Annotated in this window: 15 protein-coding genes; 14 read left to right on the top strand and 1 reads right to left on the bottom strand. The window is 26.9% G+C overall.

The features are described 5' to 3' along the window. From rpmJ to H7S46_RS00430, 14 genes are read left to right on the top strand one after another with little or no spacing between them, the layout of a single operon-like run. Positions 1-123 carry a 50S ribosomal protein L36 gene (rpmJ, locus tag H7S46_RS00495; RefSeq protein WP_183042892.1) on the top strand — a complete coding sequence of 41 codons (123 nt, stop codon included), beginning with the start codon at positions 1-3 and terminating at the stop codon, positions 121-123. 3 nt (positions 124-126) lie between these two features. Continuing rightward, positions 127-513 (top strand): 30S ribosomal protein S13, encoded by a 387-nt coding sequence (gene rpsM, locus H7S46_RS00490; protein ID WP_183042891.1) that lies wholly within the window; start codon positions 127-129, stop codon positions 511-513. Next, on the top strand, positions 483-881 hold the full coding sequence (gene rpsK, locus H7S46_RS00485; RefSeq protein ID WP_183042890.1) for a 30S ribosomal protein S11: 399 nt from the start codon (positions 483-485) through the stop codon (positions 879-881). The genes rpsM and rpsK overlap by 31 nt, the downstream gene beginning before the upstream one ends. 12 nt (positions 882-893) lie before the next feature. Continuing rightward, positions 894-1505 carry a 30S ribosomal protein S4 gene (rpsD, locus tag H7S46_RS00480; RefSeq protein WP_183042889.1) on the top strand — a complete coding sequence of 204 codons (612 nt, stop codon included), beginning with the start codon at positions 894-896 and terminating at the stop codon, positions 1503-1505. Positions 1506-1526: 21 nt separating this feature from the next. Beyond that, positions 1527-2525, top strand: coding sequence for a DNA-directed RNA polymerase subunit alpha (locus H7S46_RS00475; RefSeq protein ID WP_220683139.1), 999 nt, complete (start codon positions 1527-1529; stop codon positions 2523-2525). A 15-nt stretch (positions 2526-2540) separates the two neighbouring features. Further along, a complete protein-coding gene (gene rplQ, locus H7S46_RS00470; RefSeq protein ID WP_183042887.1) occupies positions 2541-2891 on the top strand; it encodes a 50S ribosomal protein L17 in 351 nt (116 codons plus the stop codon). Between the two features lie 21 nt (positions 2892-2912). Further along, positions 2913-3308 (top strand): single-stranded DNA-binding protein, encoded by a 396-nt coding sequence (gene ssb / locus H7S46_RS00465; RefSeq protein ID WP_183042886.1) that lies wholly within the window; start codon positions 2913-2915, stop codon positions 3306-3308. Between the two features lie 17 nt (positions 3309-3325). Next, on the top strand, positions 3326-3643 hold the full coding sequence (rplU, locus tag H7S46_RS00460; protein ID WP_183042885.1) for a 50S ribosomal protein L21: 318 nt from the start codon (positions 3326-3328) through the stop codon (positions 3641-3643). Between the two features lie 4 nt (positions 3644-3647). Beyond that, positions 3648-3902, top strand: coding sequence for a 50S ribosomal protein L27 (gene rpmA / locus H7S46_RS00455; protein ID WP_183042884.1), 255 nt, complete (start codon positions 3648-3650; stop codon positions 3900-3902). Continuing rightward, positions 3890-4873, top strand: coding sequence for a GTPase ObgE (gene obgE, locus H7S46_RS00450; RefSeq protein WP_183042883.1), 984 nt, complete (start codon positions 3890-3892; stop codon positions 4871-4873). Before rpmA ends, obgE begins: the two co-directional genes overlap by 13 nt. After that, entirely contained in the window at positions 4866-5102 is a 237-nt protein-coding gene (gene rpsT / locus H7S46_RS00445) for a 30S ribosomal protein S20 (protein WP_183042882.1), read from the top strand. Before obgE ends, rpsT begins: the two co-directional genes overlap by 8 nt. Before the next feature lie 16 nt (positions 5103-5118). Beyond that, positions 5119-7956, top strand: a complete 2838-nt coding sequence (gene ileS / locus H7S46_RS00440; RefSeq protein WP_183042881.1) for an isoleucine--tRNA ligase — start codon at positions 5119-5121, stop codon at positions 7954-7956. Then, on the top strand, positions 7953-8315 hold the full coding sequence (locus H7S46_RS00435) for a signal peptidase II (protein WP_183042880.1): 363 nt from the start codon (positions 7953-7955) through the stop codon (positions 8313-8315). The genes ileS and H7S46_RS00435 overlap by 4 nt, the downstream gene beginning before the upstream one ends. A 1-nt stretch (position 8316) precedes the next feature. Next, entirely contained in the window at positions 8317-9288 is a 972-nt protein-coding gene (locus H7S46_RS00430; RefSeq protein WP_183042879.1) for an RluA family pseudouridine synthase, read from the top strand. A 6762-nt stretch (positions 9289-16050) separates the two neighbouring features. On the opposite strand, the gene H7S46_RS00425 is transcribed toward H7S46_RS00430, so the two are convergent. Beyond that, positions 16051-16686, bottom strand: a complete 636-nt coding sequence (locus H7S46_RS00425) for a MarC family NAAT transporter (protein WP_183042878.1) — start codon at positions 16684-16686, stop codon at positions 16051-16053. Positions 16687-16780 lie beyond the last annotated feature (94 nt).

Genomic DNA, 16780 nt, shown 5'->3' with positions numbered 1-16780 from the left:
ATGAAAGTGAGAACATCTGTAAAAAAAATATGTAGAAATTGTAAAATGATACGCAGAAAAGGAATAATAAGAGTTATATGTATGGATTTACGTCATAAGCAAAGGCAAGGTAGGAGAGTTTAGTTTATGGCACGTATTGCAGGGATTAATATACCAGATAATAAACAAGTATGGGTGGCTTTAACATATATTTATGGAATAGGAAAGTATAGAGCTAATAGTATTTGTAAAAAAATAGGTATTACTAACACTAGAAAAGTAAGAGATTTAAATACAACACAATTAGATAAAATACGTAAAACCATTAGTAATTTTGTTGTAGAAGGAGATTTACGCCGTGAAGTTGCAATTAATATAAAAAGGTTAATAGATTTAGGGTGTTATAGAGGTTTAAGACATAAACGAGGTCTTCCAGTCCACGGACAACGTACAAAAACAAATGCCCAAACTTGTAAAAATATAAACAAAGGAAGAAAAATTATATGGCATCTAGAAAAAAAAGAAAAAATATAAAAAAATTACGGAAATCAAAAGAAATTATAGATGCCGTTGCGCATATAAATGCTTCTTTTAATAATACTATTGTTACAATAACAGATAGAAATGGAAATACTTTAGCTTGGGCAACTTCAGGGGGAGAAGGTTTTAGAGGATCGAGAAAAAGTACTCCATTTGCTGCTCAAAGAGCAAGCGACAAAGCAGCAAAAACAGCAGCAGAATATGGAATAAAAAATATAGATGTAATAGTTAAAGGACCAGGTCCTGGTAGAGATTCAGCAGTTAGAGCATTGAATGCTCATGGAATAAATGTAAAAAGTATTACAGATGCAACTCCAATACCACATAATGGATGTCGTCCACCTAAAAGAAGAAGAGTATAAAGGAAATAATATATGGCACGTTATTTGGGACCAAAATGTAAGTTGGCCCGTAGAGAAGGTACAGATCTATTTTTAAAAAGTGTGAGGGGGTCTATGTCTATAAAAAAAAAATGTAAAATAGATAAGACGCCGGGACAAAATAAAAAGCATCGGACTAGAATAACAGAATATGGAAAGCAGTTGCGGGAGAAACAAAAAGTTCGAAGAATTTATGGGATTTTAGAAAAACAATTTAAAAATTACTATAAAAAAGCAGCTAAAAAAAAAGGTGCAAAAGGAGAATACTTGTTGCAGAGTTTAGAAGCTAGATTAGATAATATAGTGTATAGAATGGGATTTAGTGTTACTCGTGCTGAGGCAAGACAATTAGTAAATCATAAAGCTATAAAAGTTAATGGGAAAACAGTAAATATAGCTTCTTGTAAAATAAAAATAGGTGATAGAATTTCTGTCAGGGAAAAATCTAGGAATCAAACAAGAATAAAAAATGCACTTGCATTTGCAAATAAGGTAAAATGGGTTCAGGTAAATGTAAATAAGATGGAAGGCATTGTAAAATATTTACCGGCAAGGATTTCTACAGACATTAATGAAAAGTTAATCGTAGAATTATATTCTAAGTAAATAATAGGTAATTATATTATGATTTCAAGTTTAGTAAAAGAGTTTATTCGTCCAAGTAATATAAAAGTAGAAGAGATTAGTAAAAATCATTCAAAAATAGTTTTAGAACCTTTTGAACGTGGTTTTGGGCATACATTAGGAAATGCATTACGTCGTATTATGTTATCTTCTCTGACAGGGTGTGCAGTGATAGAAGCAGAAATAAAGGGTGTACAGCATGAATATAGTGTAATAGAAGGTATAAAAGAAGATGTAATAGAAATAATTCTTAATATTAAAGAAATTGCAATAAAAATACATGGTCGTGATGAGGTAGAATTATTATTAAATAAATCAGGTCCTGGAATAGTAAAAGCAGGTGATATAAAGGCAAGACATGATGTAGAGATAATAAATCCAGATCAAGTTATTGCGCATTTAAATGCACATGGAAAAATAAATATGAAATTACGTTTTGTTAGAGGAAGAGGCTATGAACCCGCTTATTTACGTAAGAAATCAGATAGGAAAATTGGTCGGATCCCGATAGATGCAAACTTTAGTCCTGTAAGAAGAGTAGCATATTTGGTAGAAGCAGCAAGAGTAGAACAAAATACTGATTTAGATAAGTTAATAATAGAGTTAGAAACAAATGGAACAGTAGAACCAGAAGAAGCAATACGTAAGTCAGCAAGAATTTTAAGAAATCAATTAGATTTTTTTGTGGATTTATCTTGTGAAAAAAAACAAGAGGTAGAGGAAGGAGTGGTAAGAGAGAGAGAAAGGAGAACAGATAAAAAAATAGATCAGGCTTTACTTTTGCCTGTGGAAGATTTGGAGTTAACGGTTAGAAGTGCAAATTGTCTTAAAGCTGAAAATATTTATTATATTGGAGATTTAGTGAAAAGAACAGAAGTTGAATTATTAAAAACACCTAATCTTGGAAAAAAATCATTAAATGAAATTAAAAATATTTTAAAGGTTAGAGGTTTATCATTAGGAATGCATATTGATTTATGGCCACCTGGAAAAAAAAATTAATAAAGGTAAAAAAATATGCGGCATCGTAAAAAGGGTCGTCATTTAAATAAGAGTGTATCACATCGTAAATCTATGTTTAAAAATTTATGTTTATCGTTAATAAAATATGAAAAAATAAGAACAACATTATCAAAAGCAAAGGAATTACGTTTTTATATAGAACCGTTAATTACCTTATCTAAAAAAGATACAGTATCTAATCGTAGATTAGCATTTAATAAGATAAAATCTAAAGAAATTGTAGGTAAATTATTTAATAAAATAGGTCCTCGGTATGTTATGCGTAATGGAGGTTATATAAGAATTTTAAAATGTGGTTTGCGACATGGAGATAAAGCTATAGTAGCATTAGTCTTATTAACATAACTTAAAAAAAGGAGAAAAAAGATGGTACGTGGTGTGAATAAAGTGATAATAATAGGTAATTTAGGTAAAGATCCAGAAATACGTTATTCAGCAAATGGAAATACAGTCTGTAATTTTAGAATAGCAACAACAGATATATGGAGAGACAAGCAGAGTGGACAAACAAAAGAACGTACAGAATGGCATACAATTGTCGTTTTTAACAAGTTGGCATCTATTGTACAACAATATTTAAAAAAAGGTTTGAGAGTTTATATTGAAGGACGCCTTCAAACTAGAAAATGGCAAGAAAAAAATGGACTAGAAAGATATATTACAGAAATAGTAGCAAGTGAGCTCCAAATAATAGATTTTAAGGTTGTTAGTAAAATAGTTAAAAAAAACAATGATAAGTTTGATGATGTAATACCTTTTTAAATAAAGGAGAAAAATGAATGTATGCAGTTATAAAATGCGGAAGTAAACAATACTTTGTAAAAGAAGGACAAAAAATAAAAATAGAAAAAGTCAAATTAGAAGTTGGAGAATTATTTGACATAAATAAGGTACTTATGATTGATAAAAAAAATAACAAAATAGAAATAGGAAAACCATTTGTTAATAAAGCTAAGGTTAGTGCAGAGATACTTGCACATAAAAGAGACAAAAAAATTAAAATAATACATTTTAAAAGACGCAAACATCATTTAAAACAACAAGGACATAGACAATGGTTTACTGAAATTAAGATTTTAAAGATAAAAGGAAATTGATTTAATGGCTCAAAAAAAGGCAACAGGTAGTTCAAGAAATGGAAGAGATTCACATTCTAAAAGGTTAGGTATAAAGTTATATGGCGGACAATATGTTAATTCAGGAAACATAATAGTAAGACAGCGTGGTACTAAAGTTCATGCTGGTAAAGGTGTAGGGATAGGAAAAGATCATACATTATTTGCATTAAGCAATGGATACATTAAATATCATAAAAAAGGTAAACGTAAAAGTGTTAGAATAGTATGCATTTTATAGATGAAGCTTGGATTGTAATTGAAGCAGGTAAAGGTGGGAACGGATGTTTAAGTTTTAGCAGTCTTATATATGGTGCAGATGGTGGTAATGGGGGCAATGGAGGTAATATTTTTTGTATTGGAGATAAATATTTAAACACATTGCTTCATTTTAATTATAAAAAATTTTATAAAGCAGAAAATGGGAGAAATGGAAAAGCTCAAAAAAAGAATGGAATAAAAGGTAAAGATCTCTTTATTACTGTACCTGTTGGTACAAGTCTAAGAGATGCTCAAACTTGGGAAATAATAGGAGAAATTAGCAAACATAGTCAAAAAATCAAGATTGCAAAGGGTGGAAATAGTGGAATTGGAAATTTTAAAAAAAACTTAAGTAAAATTAGGAAAGGTACATTTGGAGAATGTCGTAAATTATATATTGAATTAAAATTGATAGCAGATGTAGGATTATTAGGTTTGCCTAATGCAGGTAAATCAACATTAATTAGATCAGTAACATCCGCTTTACCAAAAATAGCAAGTTATCCATTTACTACATTAAGACCTTATTTAGGCTTAGTAAAATTAAATAAGAAATATAGTTTTATTATAGCAGATGTACCAGGAATATTTGTTGGTACTGCTCTAGATGAAAGTTTGGGTTTAAAATTTATAAAACATTTTAATCGTATAAAAATTATTTTAAATTTAATAGATGTAATGGGTAATGATTTTATAGAAGTTACATTAGGTATGATTAGAGAAATAAAAAAAATTTATATTGACATTTTTAAAATACCGAGGTGGTTAATTTTGAACAAATTAGATAGGATACCTAAATTTAAAAAAAAACAATTAATAGAAAATGTTAGTAAAGGGTTAGTTTGGAGAAATAAGAAGAATTTGTTTTTTATATCGGCTAAAAACCTGTATGGATGTTATGAATTAATGAAATCAGCATTTATTTATTTGAAAAGAGGAAAGAATGGATAAAAAAAGAGAAAGACGTAGTCACCAGAATTCAAGTAAACGGTCAAAGGTACGTACTTTTATTAAGCGAGTATTAAAAGCAATTAAGTTAAAAAATTATAAGTTGTGTTGTGCGGAATTTTATAAAGCACAATCTGTAATTGATAGAATAGCGGATAAAAACATTATTTCAAAGAGAAAATCAGCAAGAATAAAAAGTAGGCTGAATGTAAAAATTAAAAGAGAATTTTAAGGTTAGTAAATGCTTGATGAAAAATTATAAAAATACATTAAATTTACCCACTACAACGTTTCCTATGAGAGGAAAGTTATATATAAAAGAACCTATTCGTTTGAAAAAATGGAAAACAAGTGAGGTTTACAAAAAATTAAGGAAAGATCGTAAAAGATGTAAAAAATTTATTTTACACGATGGGCCGCCTTATGCTAATGGCAAAATTCATTTAGGACATGCAGTAAACAAAATTCTTAAAGATTTAATTATAAAATCTAAAAATTTAGAAGGTTATGATTCATGTTATGCACCTGGATGGGATTGTCATGGTTTACCTATCGAACAAAAAATAGAAAAAAATAAGAAAGGTAAAAAATTAACATCAAAACAAATTAGGAAGTATAGTAGGAAATACGCAGCGAAACAAATTTTTAGTCAAAAATTAGATTTTATTAGGTTAGGCATCTTAGGCGATTGGGATAAAGCGTATTGCACAATGGATTTTAATAATCAAGCAGGAATAATAAGATCTTTATCTTTAATAGTTAAAAAAGGTTATGTTTTTAGAGGGTTAAAACCAGTAAATTGGTGCTTTGATTGTGAGTCTGCTCTTGCAGAATCAGAAGTAGATTATTTAGAAAAAAAAACAGATACAATAGATGTGGCTTTTTTAAGCATTGATAATTATAAGTTAGTAAAACTTTTTGGTGTTAATAAATTCATAGAAAAACCAATAGAAGCAGTAATTTGGACAACAACAGCTTGGAGTATTCCAGCTAATCAAGCATTACATTTGCTCGCTGATTGTATTTATGTTTTGGTAGATGTGGGTGATAGATTTATAATTTTAGCAGAAAACTTAGTGGAGAAATGTTTGAGTAGATTTAAATTAAAAGGAAAAATAATTGCTAAAACTTATGGAAAAGATTTAGAAAAAATTAGGTTTAAGCATCCTTTACATAAGATAGATTCATTTTATAATAGAATAACTGTTATATATCTTGTAAATTTTATAGATTTAAAAACAGGAACAGGAATAATTCATTCTTCTCCTTCTTATGGTGAGGAAGATTTTATTGCTTTTCGTAATAAGCTTAAATCTAATGAAAATATGTTAAAGTTAGTTAAAGGCAATGGATTTTACAGAAAATCTTTATCATTATTTGGGGGAAAGTTAATTTGGAAAGCTAACCCAGAAATTATAGAAAAATTGAATAATAGTATTCTAGCCAAAGAAAAAATATTACATTCTTATATGTATTGTTGGCGCCATAAAAACCCGTTAATTAAAAGGGCTACTTCGCAATGGTTTATTGGAATGGAAGTGGGTAAAAGTAAAAAATCATTGCGTAAAAAAGCTTTAAAAAGTATAAAAAAAGTAAAATTTTATCCTGCGTATGGAAAAACCCGTTTGCAACACATGATTTATAATAGACCTGATTGGTGTATTTCTAGGCAAAGATATTGGGGCGTTCCTATTCCATTTTTTGTACATAAAAAAACAGGTTTATTACACAAACGTACAATAGAAATTATTAATTTAATGGCAAAGAAAGTAGAAAAAGAAGGTGGTGAAATATGGATTAAAATAAAAAGTAATGAACTTATTGGAGATGAAGCTATAGAATATAAAAAAGTAAATGATATTTTAGATGTTTGGTTTGACTCTGGAACTACGCATTTACATGTACTGCGGGGGTTAAAAAAAGAAGATAAGGCTGATTTATATTTAGAAGGATTAGATCAATATAGAGGGTGGTTTCACACATCATTAATTACTTCCGCAGCTATAGAAGGGGATGCACCATATAAAGAATTATTATCTCATGGTTTTACTGTAGATATAAAAGGGCGTAAAATGTCTAAATCAATAGGTAATGTAATATCTCCACAAAAAATAATAAAAAAATATGGTGCTGATATCTTACGTTTATGGGTTGTTTCAAATGATTATGATTCAGAAATGACTATGTCAGAGGACATTATAAAACGGATTTCGGACTCATACAGAAGAATCCGTAATACAACAAGGTTTATGCTGGCCAATTTAAGAGGGTTTGTTCCAAATAAGAATATTATAGCTCCAGAAAAAATGTTGGCTTTAGATAGATGGGCTTTAGATAGAACGGCAATTTTGCAACAAAAGATAAAGGAAGCTTATAAAACTTATCGGTTCATTGACATTTATCAACAAATTTATCTCTTTTGTACAAGAGATATGGGAAGTTTTTATTTGGAAATAATTAAAGATCGCCAATATACTACTCAAAAGAATTCTTTATATCGTAGAAGTTGTCAAACAGTATTATATCATATAGTTGAGGCTATGTCTCGTTGGTTGACGCCTATTTGTCCATTTACAGCTGAAGAAATTTATGAGAAATTACCAAAAAAAAGGTATAAATCAAGTATTTTGTTAGAGAATTATTATATAAATTTAATTACATTACCTAAAAATGATACTTTGGGACGAGACTTTTGGGAAATAATTAAAGCAGTAAAAAATGAAGTAAATAAATGTTTGGAAGTTTATCGTTGTAAAAAATTAATTAAAAGTTCTTTAGATGCTAATGTTACTTTATATACAAACGATACTTATTATAAATTATTATCAAGGTTGAGAGGAGAATTGCGTTTTGTTTTAATTACATCAGCAGCTTTTTTAAAGAAAGGTGTTAATAAAAATACAAGCGCAAGATTAACAGATTTAGTAGGTTTAAAAGTTTTAGTAGAAAAAAGTAAGTACAAAAAATGTGAACGGAGTTGGGAAAGGTCACCTGACGTCGGTAAAGATAATAAGCATCCTACATTATGTGCTAGATCTATTGATAATTTGCCGGGAGAAAAAGGTGAGGTCCGGTTATATGTATGATGGATGTTCGGTTAATTTTTACAATAATAAGTTTTGATTTTAGCACTAAATTAATTGTTAATAATTGGTTAAATATTGGAAACATCAAAATAATTAATAAAAATTTAAATTTAACTTTGTTACATAATTATTATGGATTAGAAATAACGAATAGTTTTTTTTTTGTAATAGTGTTAGTTATTTTAGGGAAAAGAGGTTTAGAATTAATTATTGGTGGTACTGTAGGTAATATAATAGATAAAGTTGGGAATGGTTATATTATTGATTTTTTGTCATTTCATTTGTTAGATAAATATTATTTAGTGTTAAATATAGCTGACTTATCAATTATAATAGGTTGTTTTATTAGTTTAATATAAAATGAAAACCATTAAATATATTTCACCCAAATTGCAAGGTTTGAGATTAGATAAAGCATCAAGTGAATTATTTAATATTACCAGAGAAACAATAAAAAAGTTTATAAAAAATAGAAAATTAATATTAGATGGTTACCCATCTAAGCCAAAGACTAAAATTTTTGAATGCCAATGTATTATACTCTTATCTAACTCTAAATCTTTATCTAATTCTATATCAACAACTAAGTTTTACTTTGTAGAAAAAGTATTTCAACAAAACAATCTTAAATTATACATATGTTATGAAGATAACGATTTAATAATTTTAAATAAAACCCATGGTTTGGTTGTACATCCTTCAATTAATAATATAAAAGGAACTTTAGTTAATTTACTATTATTTTATATTTATAAAAATACAGAATTAATTAACATGCCAAGAGCAGGGCTGGTACATCGTATAGATAAAGAGACTAGTGGGTTGGTAGTAATTACTAAAAATTTACTAACACATAAAAATTTAATTAAGCAAATTAAAGATAAAAGCATAATTAGAGAATATGATGCACTGGTAATAGGTAATTTTTTTTTAGGGGGATGTATAAAAGCACAAATAGGTCGTCATTCAAAAAATAGAAAACGTAAAATAGTATTAAATAATGGCAAATTATCAATAACACATTTTAGAGTAATTGAAAAATTTAAGTTACATACTTACCTACGCTGTAGGTTAGAAACAGGGCGTACTCATCAAATAAGAGTACACATGGAATTTTTAAACAGACCTTTAATTGGAGAGGTAATGTATTTAAAAAAACAAATATTGCCTAATTTTAACAGGCAAGCTTTACATGCCCATTGTTTGATTTTTAAACATCCTTCAAAAAAAGAAAAAGAAAAAGTAAAAATAAAAATGCCAAAAGATATGAAATTCTTATTAACTATATTGCGTAGTAATAAAATATATACCTTGAGTAAAAAATATTTATGAGAGAGGTGAGTTTAGATAAGTTATGTTATTCTATTTTGGTTTAATTTGGATTATCTTACTCCTATCCTAAGTGTTGTTATGTGTTGTGTTGAAGTGTGTTGTTATTTGTTGTATTAAGTTGTGTTGTTTAAGTTGTTTTGGATTTTACTTTGTTGTTGTTCTTTTATTTTATTTGTATTGATATGATTTGAAGTGTTTTAATTTGTTCTTTTCTTTTATGTGTTGTTATGTTATGTGTTGTTGTAGTTGATGTTGATGTTGATTTGAATTGATATGATTTAAGTTGTTGTTGTAATGATATGTTTTGAAACGATACGATTTAATTTAATGTAAGTTGATTTGTTCTGTTCTGAAGTGTTCTGTTCTGTTCTGTTGTGTTGTGTTGTGTTGAAGTGTGTTGTGTTGTAAGTTGTTGTGTTCTGTTCTTTGTTCTTTTATTTTATTTGTTTTGAAATGTTTTAAATTGTTTTATGTTGTTTTAAGTTGTTTTGAATTGTTTTTGAAGTGTTTTTATTTGTTCTGTTTTAAGTTAAGTTAAGTTGTTTTAAATTGTTTTAATGTGTTTTAAATTTTTTTAAGTTGTAATGGTATGTTTTGAAGTGTTTTAATATAAGTTGTAATAAGTTGTGGTGTTGTGTAATAAGTTGTTGTTGTTTTAAATTGTTTTGACTTTTTTTGTTTTGACTTGATATGTTTTGAAGTGTTTTAAATTAAATTAAATTGTTTTAATGTGGTGTAATGAGATGAGATGAGATGTAATGGTGTGTAAGTTGTAATGATATGATATGTTCTTTTATTTTATTTGTTATGTTATGTTATGTTATGTTTTGTTTTAAGTTATGTTGTTTTAAGTTATGCTTTAATATAAGTTAAGTTATGTTATGTTATGTTGTTTTAAATTGTTTTGGATTGAGGTGTTTTTGTAATGATATGTTTTGAAATGAGTTGTAATAGTTTGTTTTAATGTGTTTTAAGTTGTTTTGAATTGTTTTTGAAGTGTTTTGAAATGATTTAAATTGTTTTGTAATGTTTTAAGTTTAGTTGTAATAGTTTGTAATAAGTTGTAATAAGTTGTTTTGATATGTTTTGAAGTGTTTTGAAGTGATTTAAATTGTTTTGTAATGTTTTAAATTGTTTTAATGTGGTGGTTTGTAATGAGATGTAATGTAATGGTGTGTAAGTTGTAATGATATGATATGTTTTGAAATGAATTGTAATGGATTGAAGTCTTTTGAAGTGTTTTAATATAAGTTGTGTTGTTGTTGAGATGAGATGAGTTGTTGTTGTTTTGAATTGTTTTGACTTTTTTTGTTTTGACTTGATATGTTTTGAAGTGTTTTAAATTGTTTTGTAATGTTTTAAATTTTTTTAAGTTGTTATGGTATGTTTTGATATGTTTTGAAGTGTTTTGAAGTGATTTAAATTGTTTTTTTTTTAAGTTGTTTTGTTTTAAGTTGTTGTGTTATTTTATGTGTTGTTGTTGAGATAAGTTGTTGTTGTTTTAAATTGTTTTGACTTTTTTTGTTTTGACTTGATATGTTTTGAAGTGTTTTAAATTAAATTAAATTTTTTTAAGTTGTGGTTGTTGTTGTTGTTGTTTTTGTGGTGTGTTTTGAAGTGTTTTGTGTTTTTTTAAGTTGTGTAATGTAATGGTGTAATTTAATGTGTTTTGATATGAAGTGGTATGTTTTGATTAATGTGTTATGTTTTTTATATTTATTTTTTGTAATGGTGTGGTATGGTTTGAAGTGTTTTTGATTTGATTTGTTCTTTTATTTGATTGTTTTTAAATTAAATGTGGTTTACATTAAGTTGTGGTGTGGAAGTGTTTTGTGGTTTGTTTGTTTTGTTTTGTTTGTGGTATGTGTAATGGTGTTGTGTTGTGTTGTGTTGTAAGTTGTTGTGTGGTTTACAAAAAATTACATTAAATTAATTTAAATTGTGTTGATATGTTTTGGTTTAAATTAGTGTAATATAATATAAGTAAGTGTTGTTAAGTTGTGGTGTAATGTAATGTAATGTAATGTTTTTGTAATGGTTTAAATTAAATTGCTTTAAGTTGTGTTGTTATGTGGTATGTTTGTAATAGTTTTAAATTGTTTTGAAGTGTTTGATTGAGTTTGTTATGTTTTTTAAATTAAATTACATTACATTAAGTTAAGTTATTTTTTTTTAAGTTAGGTTTGTGTAATGTGTTTGAATTGTTTTGGATTGATTGTTTAAAGTTGTGGTGTAATGTAATGTTGTTATGCTTTATATTAAGTTGTTATGTAATGTGTTGTTATGTAATGTTTTGTTTGGTGTTACTTTGTTATGGGGTTTTTGTTGTTTTAAGTTTAGTTGTAATGGTTTTGTAATGGTTTGTGTTATGTTTAGGTGTGTTGGTTTAAATTAATATAAGTTGAGGATCTTTGTTGAGTTACGTTGTTATGGTTTGTGTTGAAGTGAGGTGTTTTATTTTGTTGTTGAGTTGTAATGCTTTGTTATTGTTGTTGAGGTGTTATGCTTTGAGTTAGTGTGAGTTGGAATGGATTGTTTTTAAGTTGTTTTGAATTGATGTGATGTTGTAGTTGATTTGAGGTAAGTTGTTATGTATTGGTGTTGATTTTTTTGTAATGGTGTGGTTTACAAAACAAAACAAAACAAAACAAAAAAACAATTAAAAAAAATTACATTAATATAAATTAAATTACATTACAAAACATTAAATTGTGTTAAATTAGTGTAGGTTAAGTTGAGTTTGTTTTAGTGGTGTGGTATGTTTAGTGGTTGGTTGGTTGTAATGGTTTGAGTTTTTTGTTTTGATTAATGTCATATAAGTTGTTTTGAATTATGTGTTGTAATGTAGTTTAGTTTGTGTATTGTAAGTTTTTAAAGTTGTGGTGTTATGTTATGTGGTTTTACATTAAATTGTTTTAACTTAACTTAACTTGTTATGTTATGTGGTTTGTAATAGTTTGGGTATTGTATTTTGTTTGTGGTGTGCTTTGTAAGTTAATGGTTTGTAATGGTTTGGTTTAAGTTATTTTAAGTTATTTCATTTCAAGTTTTTAAAGTTTGGTTTGAAGTGTTTTGTAAGGTTAAGTAATATAAGTTGTATTAACTTAATGTGGTTTTGGTTTTGGTTTGTTTAATGTAATGTTGTAAGTTGTTGTTGAATTTCTTTTCTTTGAGTTAGTGTAAGGTTAAGTTAATGTAATGTGGTGTAATTTAATGTAATGTTTTGTAATGTTGTTTAATTTAAGTTGGGTTAGTTTAGACTAGTTTAGTTTGGGTTATTTTAAGTTAATGCTTTGTAATGTAATGTAATGTAATGTAATTTAATTTGGTTAGGTTTTAACTTAACTTAACTTGTTATGTGGTGTAATGTAATGTAATGTAATGTAAGTTAATGTAATGGTGTGTAATTTAATTTAAGTTATGTTATTTCAAGTTGTTATGTTGTGGTATGTTTGTTTAGTTGTAATGTTTTATTTTTGTAATGGATTAATGTGTTATGTATTAAATTAACTTAATGTCAGTTTAGTTTGAGGTGTTATGTTTTTAAGTTGTGATGAGATGAAGTGTTATGGTATGTGTTGTAAGTTGTTTTGTTTTTTTAATATAAGGTGTTATGCTTTGAGGTGTTGATGTGTTGTTTAATTGATGTGATGTTGTTGTGTAGTGTTGTTGATATGATGTTGAAGTGATTTGTTATTTGTTCTTTTATTTGAGGTGTGGTATGTTTTATGGATTGGTTTAGTTTTAAGTTGTTTTACACTAAATTACATTAACTTAGTGTGTTTTAACTTAACTTAACTTACCTTACCTTACCTTGTTTTAAGTTTAGTTGTATTGTTTTATTTTTGTTGAGGTAAGTTGTTATGTTTTTGTTTTAAGTTTAGTTGTATTAAGTGTTGTTTTAAATTGTTCTAAGTTAAGTTGTTATGTTTTTGGATTAGCCTTGCCTTATCAGTATCATTAGTATTAGTGTTCGTTTTCGTTTTACTTAGTTAATTAGATTTAGTATATTAATTCTGTAAAATGTAGATAGTAATTAATCATTTAACTTTTATTTTTAAGTTCAAATTAGTTCAAGTTAGAGCTTTCGTAATAGTTTTATTTTGGTTTATCCTTTTGCCTTGTGTTGAGATGAGGTGTTATGTAATGTGTTGAGGTTTATGTTTTTGATTAAGTTGTGGTATGTTTAGTTTTTTGTAATGGTTTAGTTTGGATTGAAGTGTTTTGACTTGTTTTTTTTTTGTAATGGTATGGTTTTAAATGGTATGGTATGGTATGGTATGGTTTGTAATGAATTGTTTTTTTTGATTAATTTATTAAGTTGTTTTGTTTTGTAATAAGTTGTTTTGAATTGTTTTGTAATTCAAGTTAGTGTAATGTAATGTAATGTTGTGTTGTTTTAAGTTAAGTTATGCTTTAATATAAGTTGTGTTAAATTGTGTTGAGATGAAGATGTGTTGTAATGTAATGTAATGTAATGGTTTTGAATTGTTTTTGTTTTTGTTTTTGAGGTGTTGTTTTAAGTTTGAATTGTAAGTTTTTGTGTTGTGTTGTGTTGTGTTGGATTAAATTAATTTAAAACAAACTAAGTTGTATATGTTTAGGATTAGTTATGTGTAATGTTTTGTCATGTAAGTTAAATATAAGTTAGTGTTAGTTACTTTGTTGTTGAGATGAGATGAGATGAGTTGGATTGATTTGTTTTGAATTGTTTTGACTTTTTTTGACTTGATATGTTTTGAAGTGTTATTAGTTGTGTTAAATTAATTTATATTAAGTTTGTTTAGTATGTAATAAGTTGTTTTGTAAGTTGTTATGTGGTGTATTAAGTTGGATTAGTTATGTGTGTTGTGTTATTTTTCTTTAAGTTGTATTAGTGGTGTTATGTTATGTGTAGGTTAATGTAATTGGTGTGGTTTAGTGTAATGGTTTTGGTTTGTATTGTATTAAGTTGTAATGTTTAAATTGTTTTGATTAATGTAAGTGTGAGTTGTTGTAAGGTTAAGTTAGTGTGTTGCTTTGGCTTTGGCTTTGAGTGTGAGTGTGAGATGAGATGAAGTGTTATTTGTTGTGTTATTTTATTTTATGTTATGTGTTGTAATGATATGTTTTGTAATTTGAGTTAATAAAATATAAGTTAGTGTAAGGTTTAGTTAATGTGTTTTGACTTGATATGAATTGTTTTTGTATTAAGTTGTTGTGTTATGTAATGGTGTGGTATGTTTGTTTTGTTTAGTGGTGTGGTTTACAAAACATTAAATTATTTTAATGTGGTGGTTTGTAATGTTGTGTTGTAGTGTAAGTTAGGTTTTGTGGTTTGTTTTGTAATGTGTTATGTTATGTTATGTTATGTTTTGGATTCATTTAATTTATTTTGTATTAAGTAAGTGTGAAAGTTAGTTAGTGTAGTGTTATGTTTTGTAATGGATTAATAAAATTTTATGGTTTGAATTTGAATTGTTTTAGTTTAGTGTAATTTAAGTTTTGTTATTGAGGTGTTAAGTTTTGAAATGAAATGAATTGTTTTAATATAAGTTTATGCTTTGAGGTGTTGAGTTGTTGAGTTTTTTTTCTTTGAGTTTTGTTTTCTTTTCGTGTGAGTTGATATGATATGATATGAGTTACGTTACGTTGTAGTTGAGTTAGTATTGTATTGTGTTAGTTGGGGTGTGGTTTAGTTTAGTTTAGTTTAGTGGGGTGAGGTGAGGTTTTTGTTTGGTTTTGATTAAGTTGGTTTGTAATGGTTTTAAATGGTTTAAGTTTTAATTGTTTGGTTTTGTTTTAAGTTGCTTTGGATTGGATTGAGGTTTAGACTAGACTAGTTTAGTTGTGTTGTGTTATAAGTTTTTAAAGTTGTGTTTTTTTAAGTTAATATAATTTATTTAAAGTTGTTATATGTTGAGGTTTAGTTATGTTAAGTTGAGGTGTTTTAATATAAGTTGTTAAGTTGTTATGGTATTTTATTTTATGTGTTAAGTTATGTTGTAATGATATGTTTTGAATTAAGTTGTGTTGTTTTAGTTGTGTTGTGTTGAAGTGTTTTGGATTATTTTGAGGTGCTTTTTTAAGTTGGTTTAAGTTAAGTTGGTTGGGTTTTGGTTTGTTTTTGGATTGTTATGAATTGTTTTTAAATGGAATGGAATGGAATGGATTGAGGTCGTTTGGGTTGAGTTTGTTTTTTAGTGGTAAATAAGTAAGGAAAGGAAAGGATAAGGTATCGTATTATGAATTGTAATTAATGTAAGTTATTTTAGAACTATTTCTAATGTATTGTTTTATTTTCTTTTAGAGTTAGCGTTTTGGATTACATTAACCAAAGCAACATATAACAACTTAAAAAAACTAAACTAACTTAACACATACCATAACACTTCAAATCATCTCAACAACAAATAAAAGAACAAATAAAATAAAATCATATCATATCATATCAACATTACATTACACAACTTAACACACTTCAACATGTTATAAGTTGAGTGTTGAGTTTGAGTTTGAGTTGAGTTGAGTTGTGTTGTGTTGTGTTGATGTGCAGGTCTTTGTATTAAGTTTTTTAAAGTTATTTTGGAATGTTTTTTTTGAGGTTTAGGTTTAGTTGTGTTATGTTTAGGTGTGTTGGTTTAAATTAATATAAGTGTAGGTGTTATGCTTTGTGTTGTTGTTGAGATGTGTTGATTGAGGTCTTTTGTATTGAGTTACTTTGTGTTGAGATGTTGTGGTTTTTGTTTTTATTTTTATGCAAAAACAATTTAAAAAGTAAATTTAAGAAAAGAATACTTTAAAACCTGTAATTATAAATTGTACTCCCATAGATATTAATAAAAACCCCATAATACGAGAAATAACATCAAGACCCGAATGACCTATTAAGTTAAACAGTTTATTAGCGCTTAATAAACTAATTAAAAAAAATAAGGATATTAAAGCAGTAACAGTAAAAATAACACAATGTGCCATTATTGTTGAAGGGAAGTTGGAAGAAGAACTAATAATTAAAGAGATAGTACCAGGACCTACAGTTCCTGGTAAAGCAAGTGGAACAAAAGAAATGTTTATATTTTTTTGTTCTTTATTATCTTTAATATGTTGTATATGTTGTTCTTTATTTGTTACATTAAATAACATGTTAAATCCAATATAAGCTAAAATTACACCTCCAGCAATACGTAGTGCATTAATAGAAACACCAAAAGCATTTATTATTTCATTACCTGCATAAAAACAAATAAGCATAATAATAGCTACATAAAAAGTAGCAAAATATATTTGTTTTTTACGTTCAACAGGGTTGAATTTATTACCCAAGGTTAGTAATAAAGTAGTACTTGTAAACGGATTAGCTACAGGTAATAAAGTTATAAAACCAATTATAACTGAATGTATATATTCTAATAACATTATTTATCCGAAAAAAATTAAAGTAAATAAAAAGTATAGTATCATAAAAAAATTGTAATTAATAGAACTATGTTATAAACTAAAAAAAGAAAGT

The organism is Candidatus Portiera aleyrodidarum (genome assembly GCF_902713745.1).
GTDB classification, from domain to species: Bacteria; Pseudomonadota; Gammaproteobacteria; order Johnevansiales; family Johnevansiaceae; genus Portiera; species Portiera aleyrodidarum_D.
This window is presented reverse-complemented; position numbering and strand designations above follow the sequence as displayed.

Bases quoted from the DNA above. Each gene is read 5' to 3' on its own strand.
- rpsM (WP_183042891.1), top strand. From the start codon at position 127: ATGGCACGTATTGCAGGGATTAATATACCAGATAATAAACAAGTATGG.
- H7S46_RS00425 (WP_183042878.1), bottom strand. From the start codon at position 16,686: ATGTTATTAGAATATATACATTCAGTTATAATTGGTTTTATAACTTTA.
- H7S46_RS00430 (WP_183042879.1), top strand. From the start codon at position 8,317: ATGAAAACCATTAAATATATTTCACCCAAATTGCAAGGTTTGAGATTA.
- H7S46_RS00435 (WP_183042880.1), top strand. From the start codon at position 7,953: ATGATGGATGTTCGGTTAATTTTTACAATAATAAGTTTTGATTTTAGC.
- rplQ (WP_183042887.1), top strand. From the start codon at position 2,541: ATGCGGCATCGTAAAAAGGGTCGTCATTTAAATAAGAGTGTATCACAT.
- rpsT (WP_183042882.1), top strand. From the start codon at position 4,866: ATGGATAAAAAAAGAGAAAGACGTAGTCACCAGAATTCAAGTAAACGG.
- rpsD (WP_183042889.1), top strand. From the start codon at position 894: ATGGCACGTTATTTGGGACCAAAATGTAAGTTGGCCCGTAGAGAAGGT.
- ileS (WP_183042881.1), top strand. From the start codon at position 5,119: ATGAAAAATTATAAAAATACATTAAATTTACCCACTACAACGTTTCCT.
- rpmJ (WP_183042892.1), top strand. From the start codon at position 1: ATGAAAGTGAGAACATCTGTAAAAAAAATATGTAGAAATTGTAAAATG.
- rpmA (WP_183042884.1), top strand. From the start codon at position 3,648: ATGGCTCAAAAAAAGGCAACAGGTAGTTCAAGAAATGGAAGAGATTCA.
- ssb (WP_183042886.1), top strand. From the start codon at position 2,913: ATGGTACGTGGTGTGAATAAAGTGATAATAATAGGTAATTTAGGTAAA.
- rpsK (WP_183042890.1), top strand. From the start codon at position 483: ATGGCATCTAGAAAAAAAAGAAAAAATATAAAAAAATTACGGAAATCA.
- rplU (WP_183042885.1), top strand. From the start codon at position 3,326: ATGTATGCAGTTATAAAATGCGGAAGTAAACAATACTTTGTAAAAGAA.
- obgE (WP_183042883.1), top strand. From the start codon at position 3,890: ATGCATTTTATAGATGAAGCTTGGATTGTAATTGAAGCAGGTAAAGGT.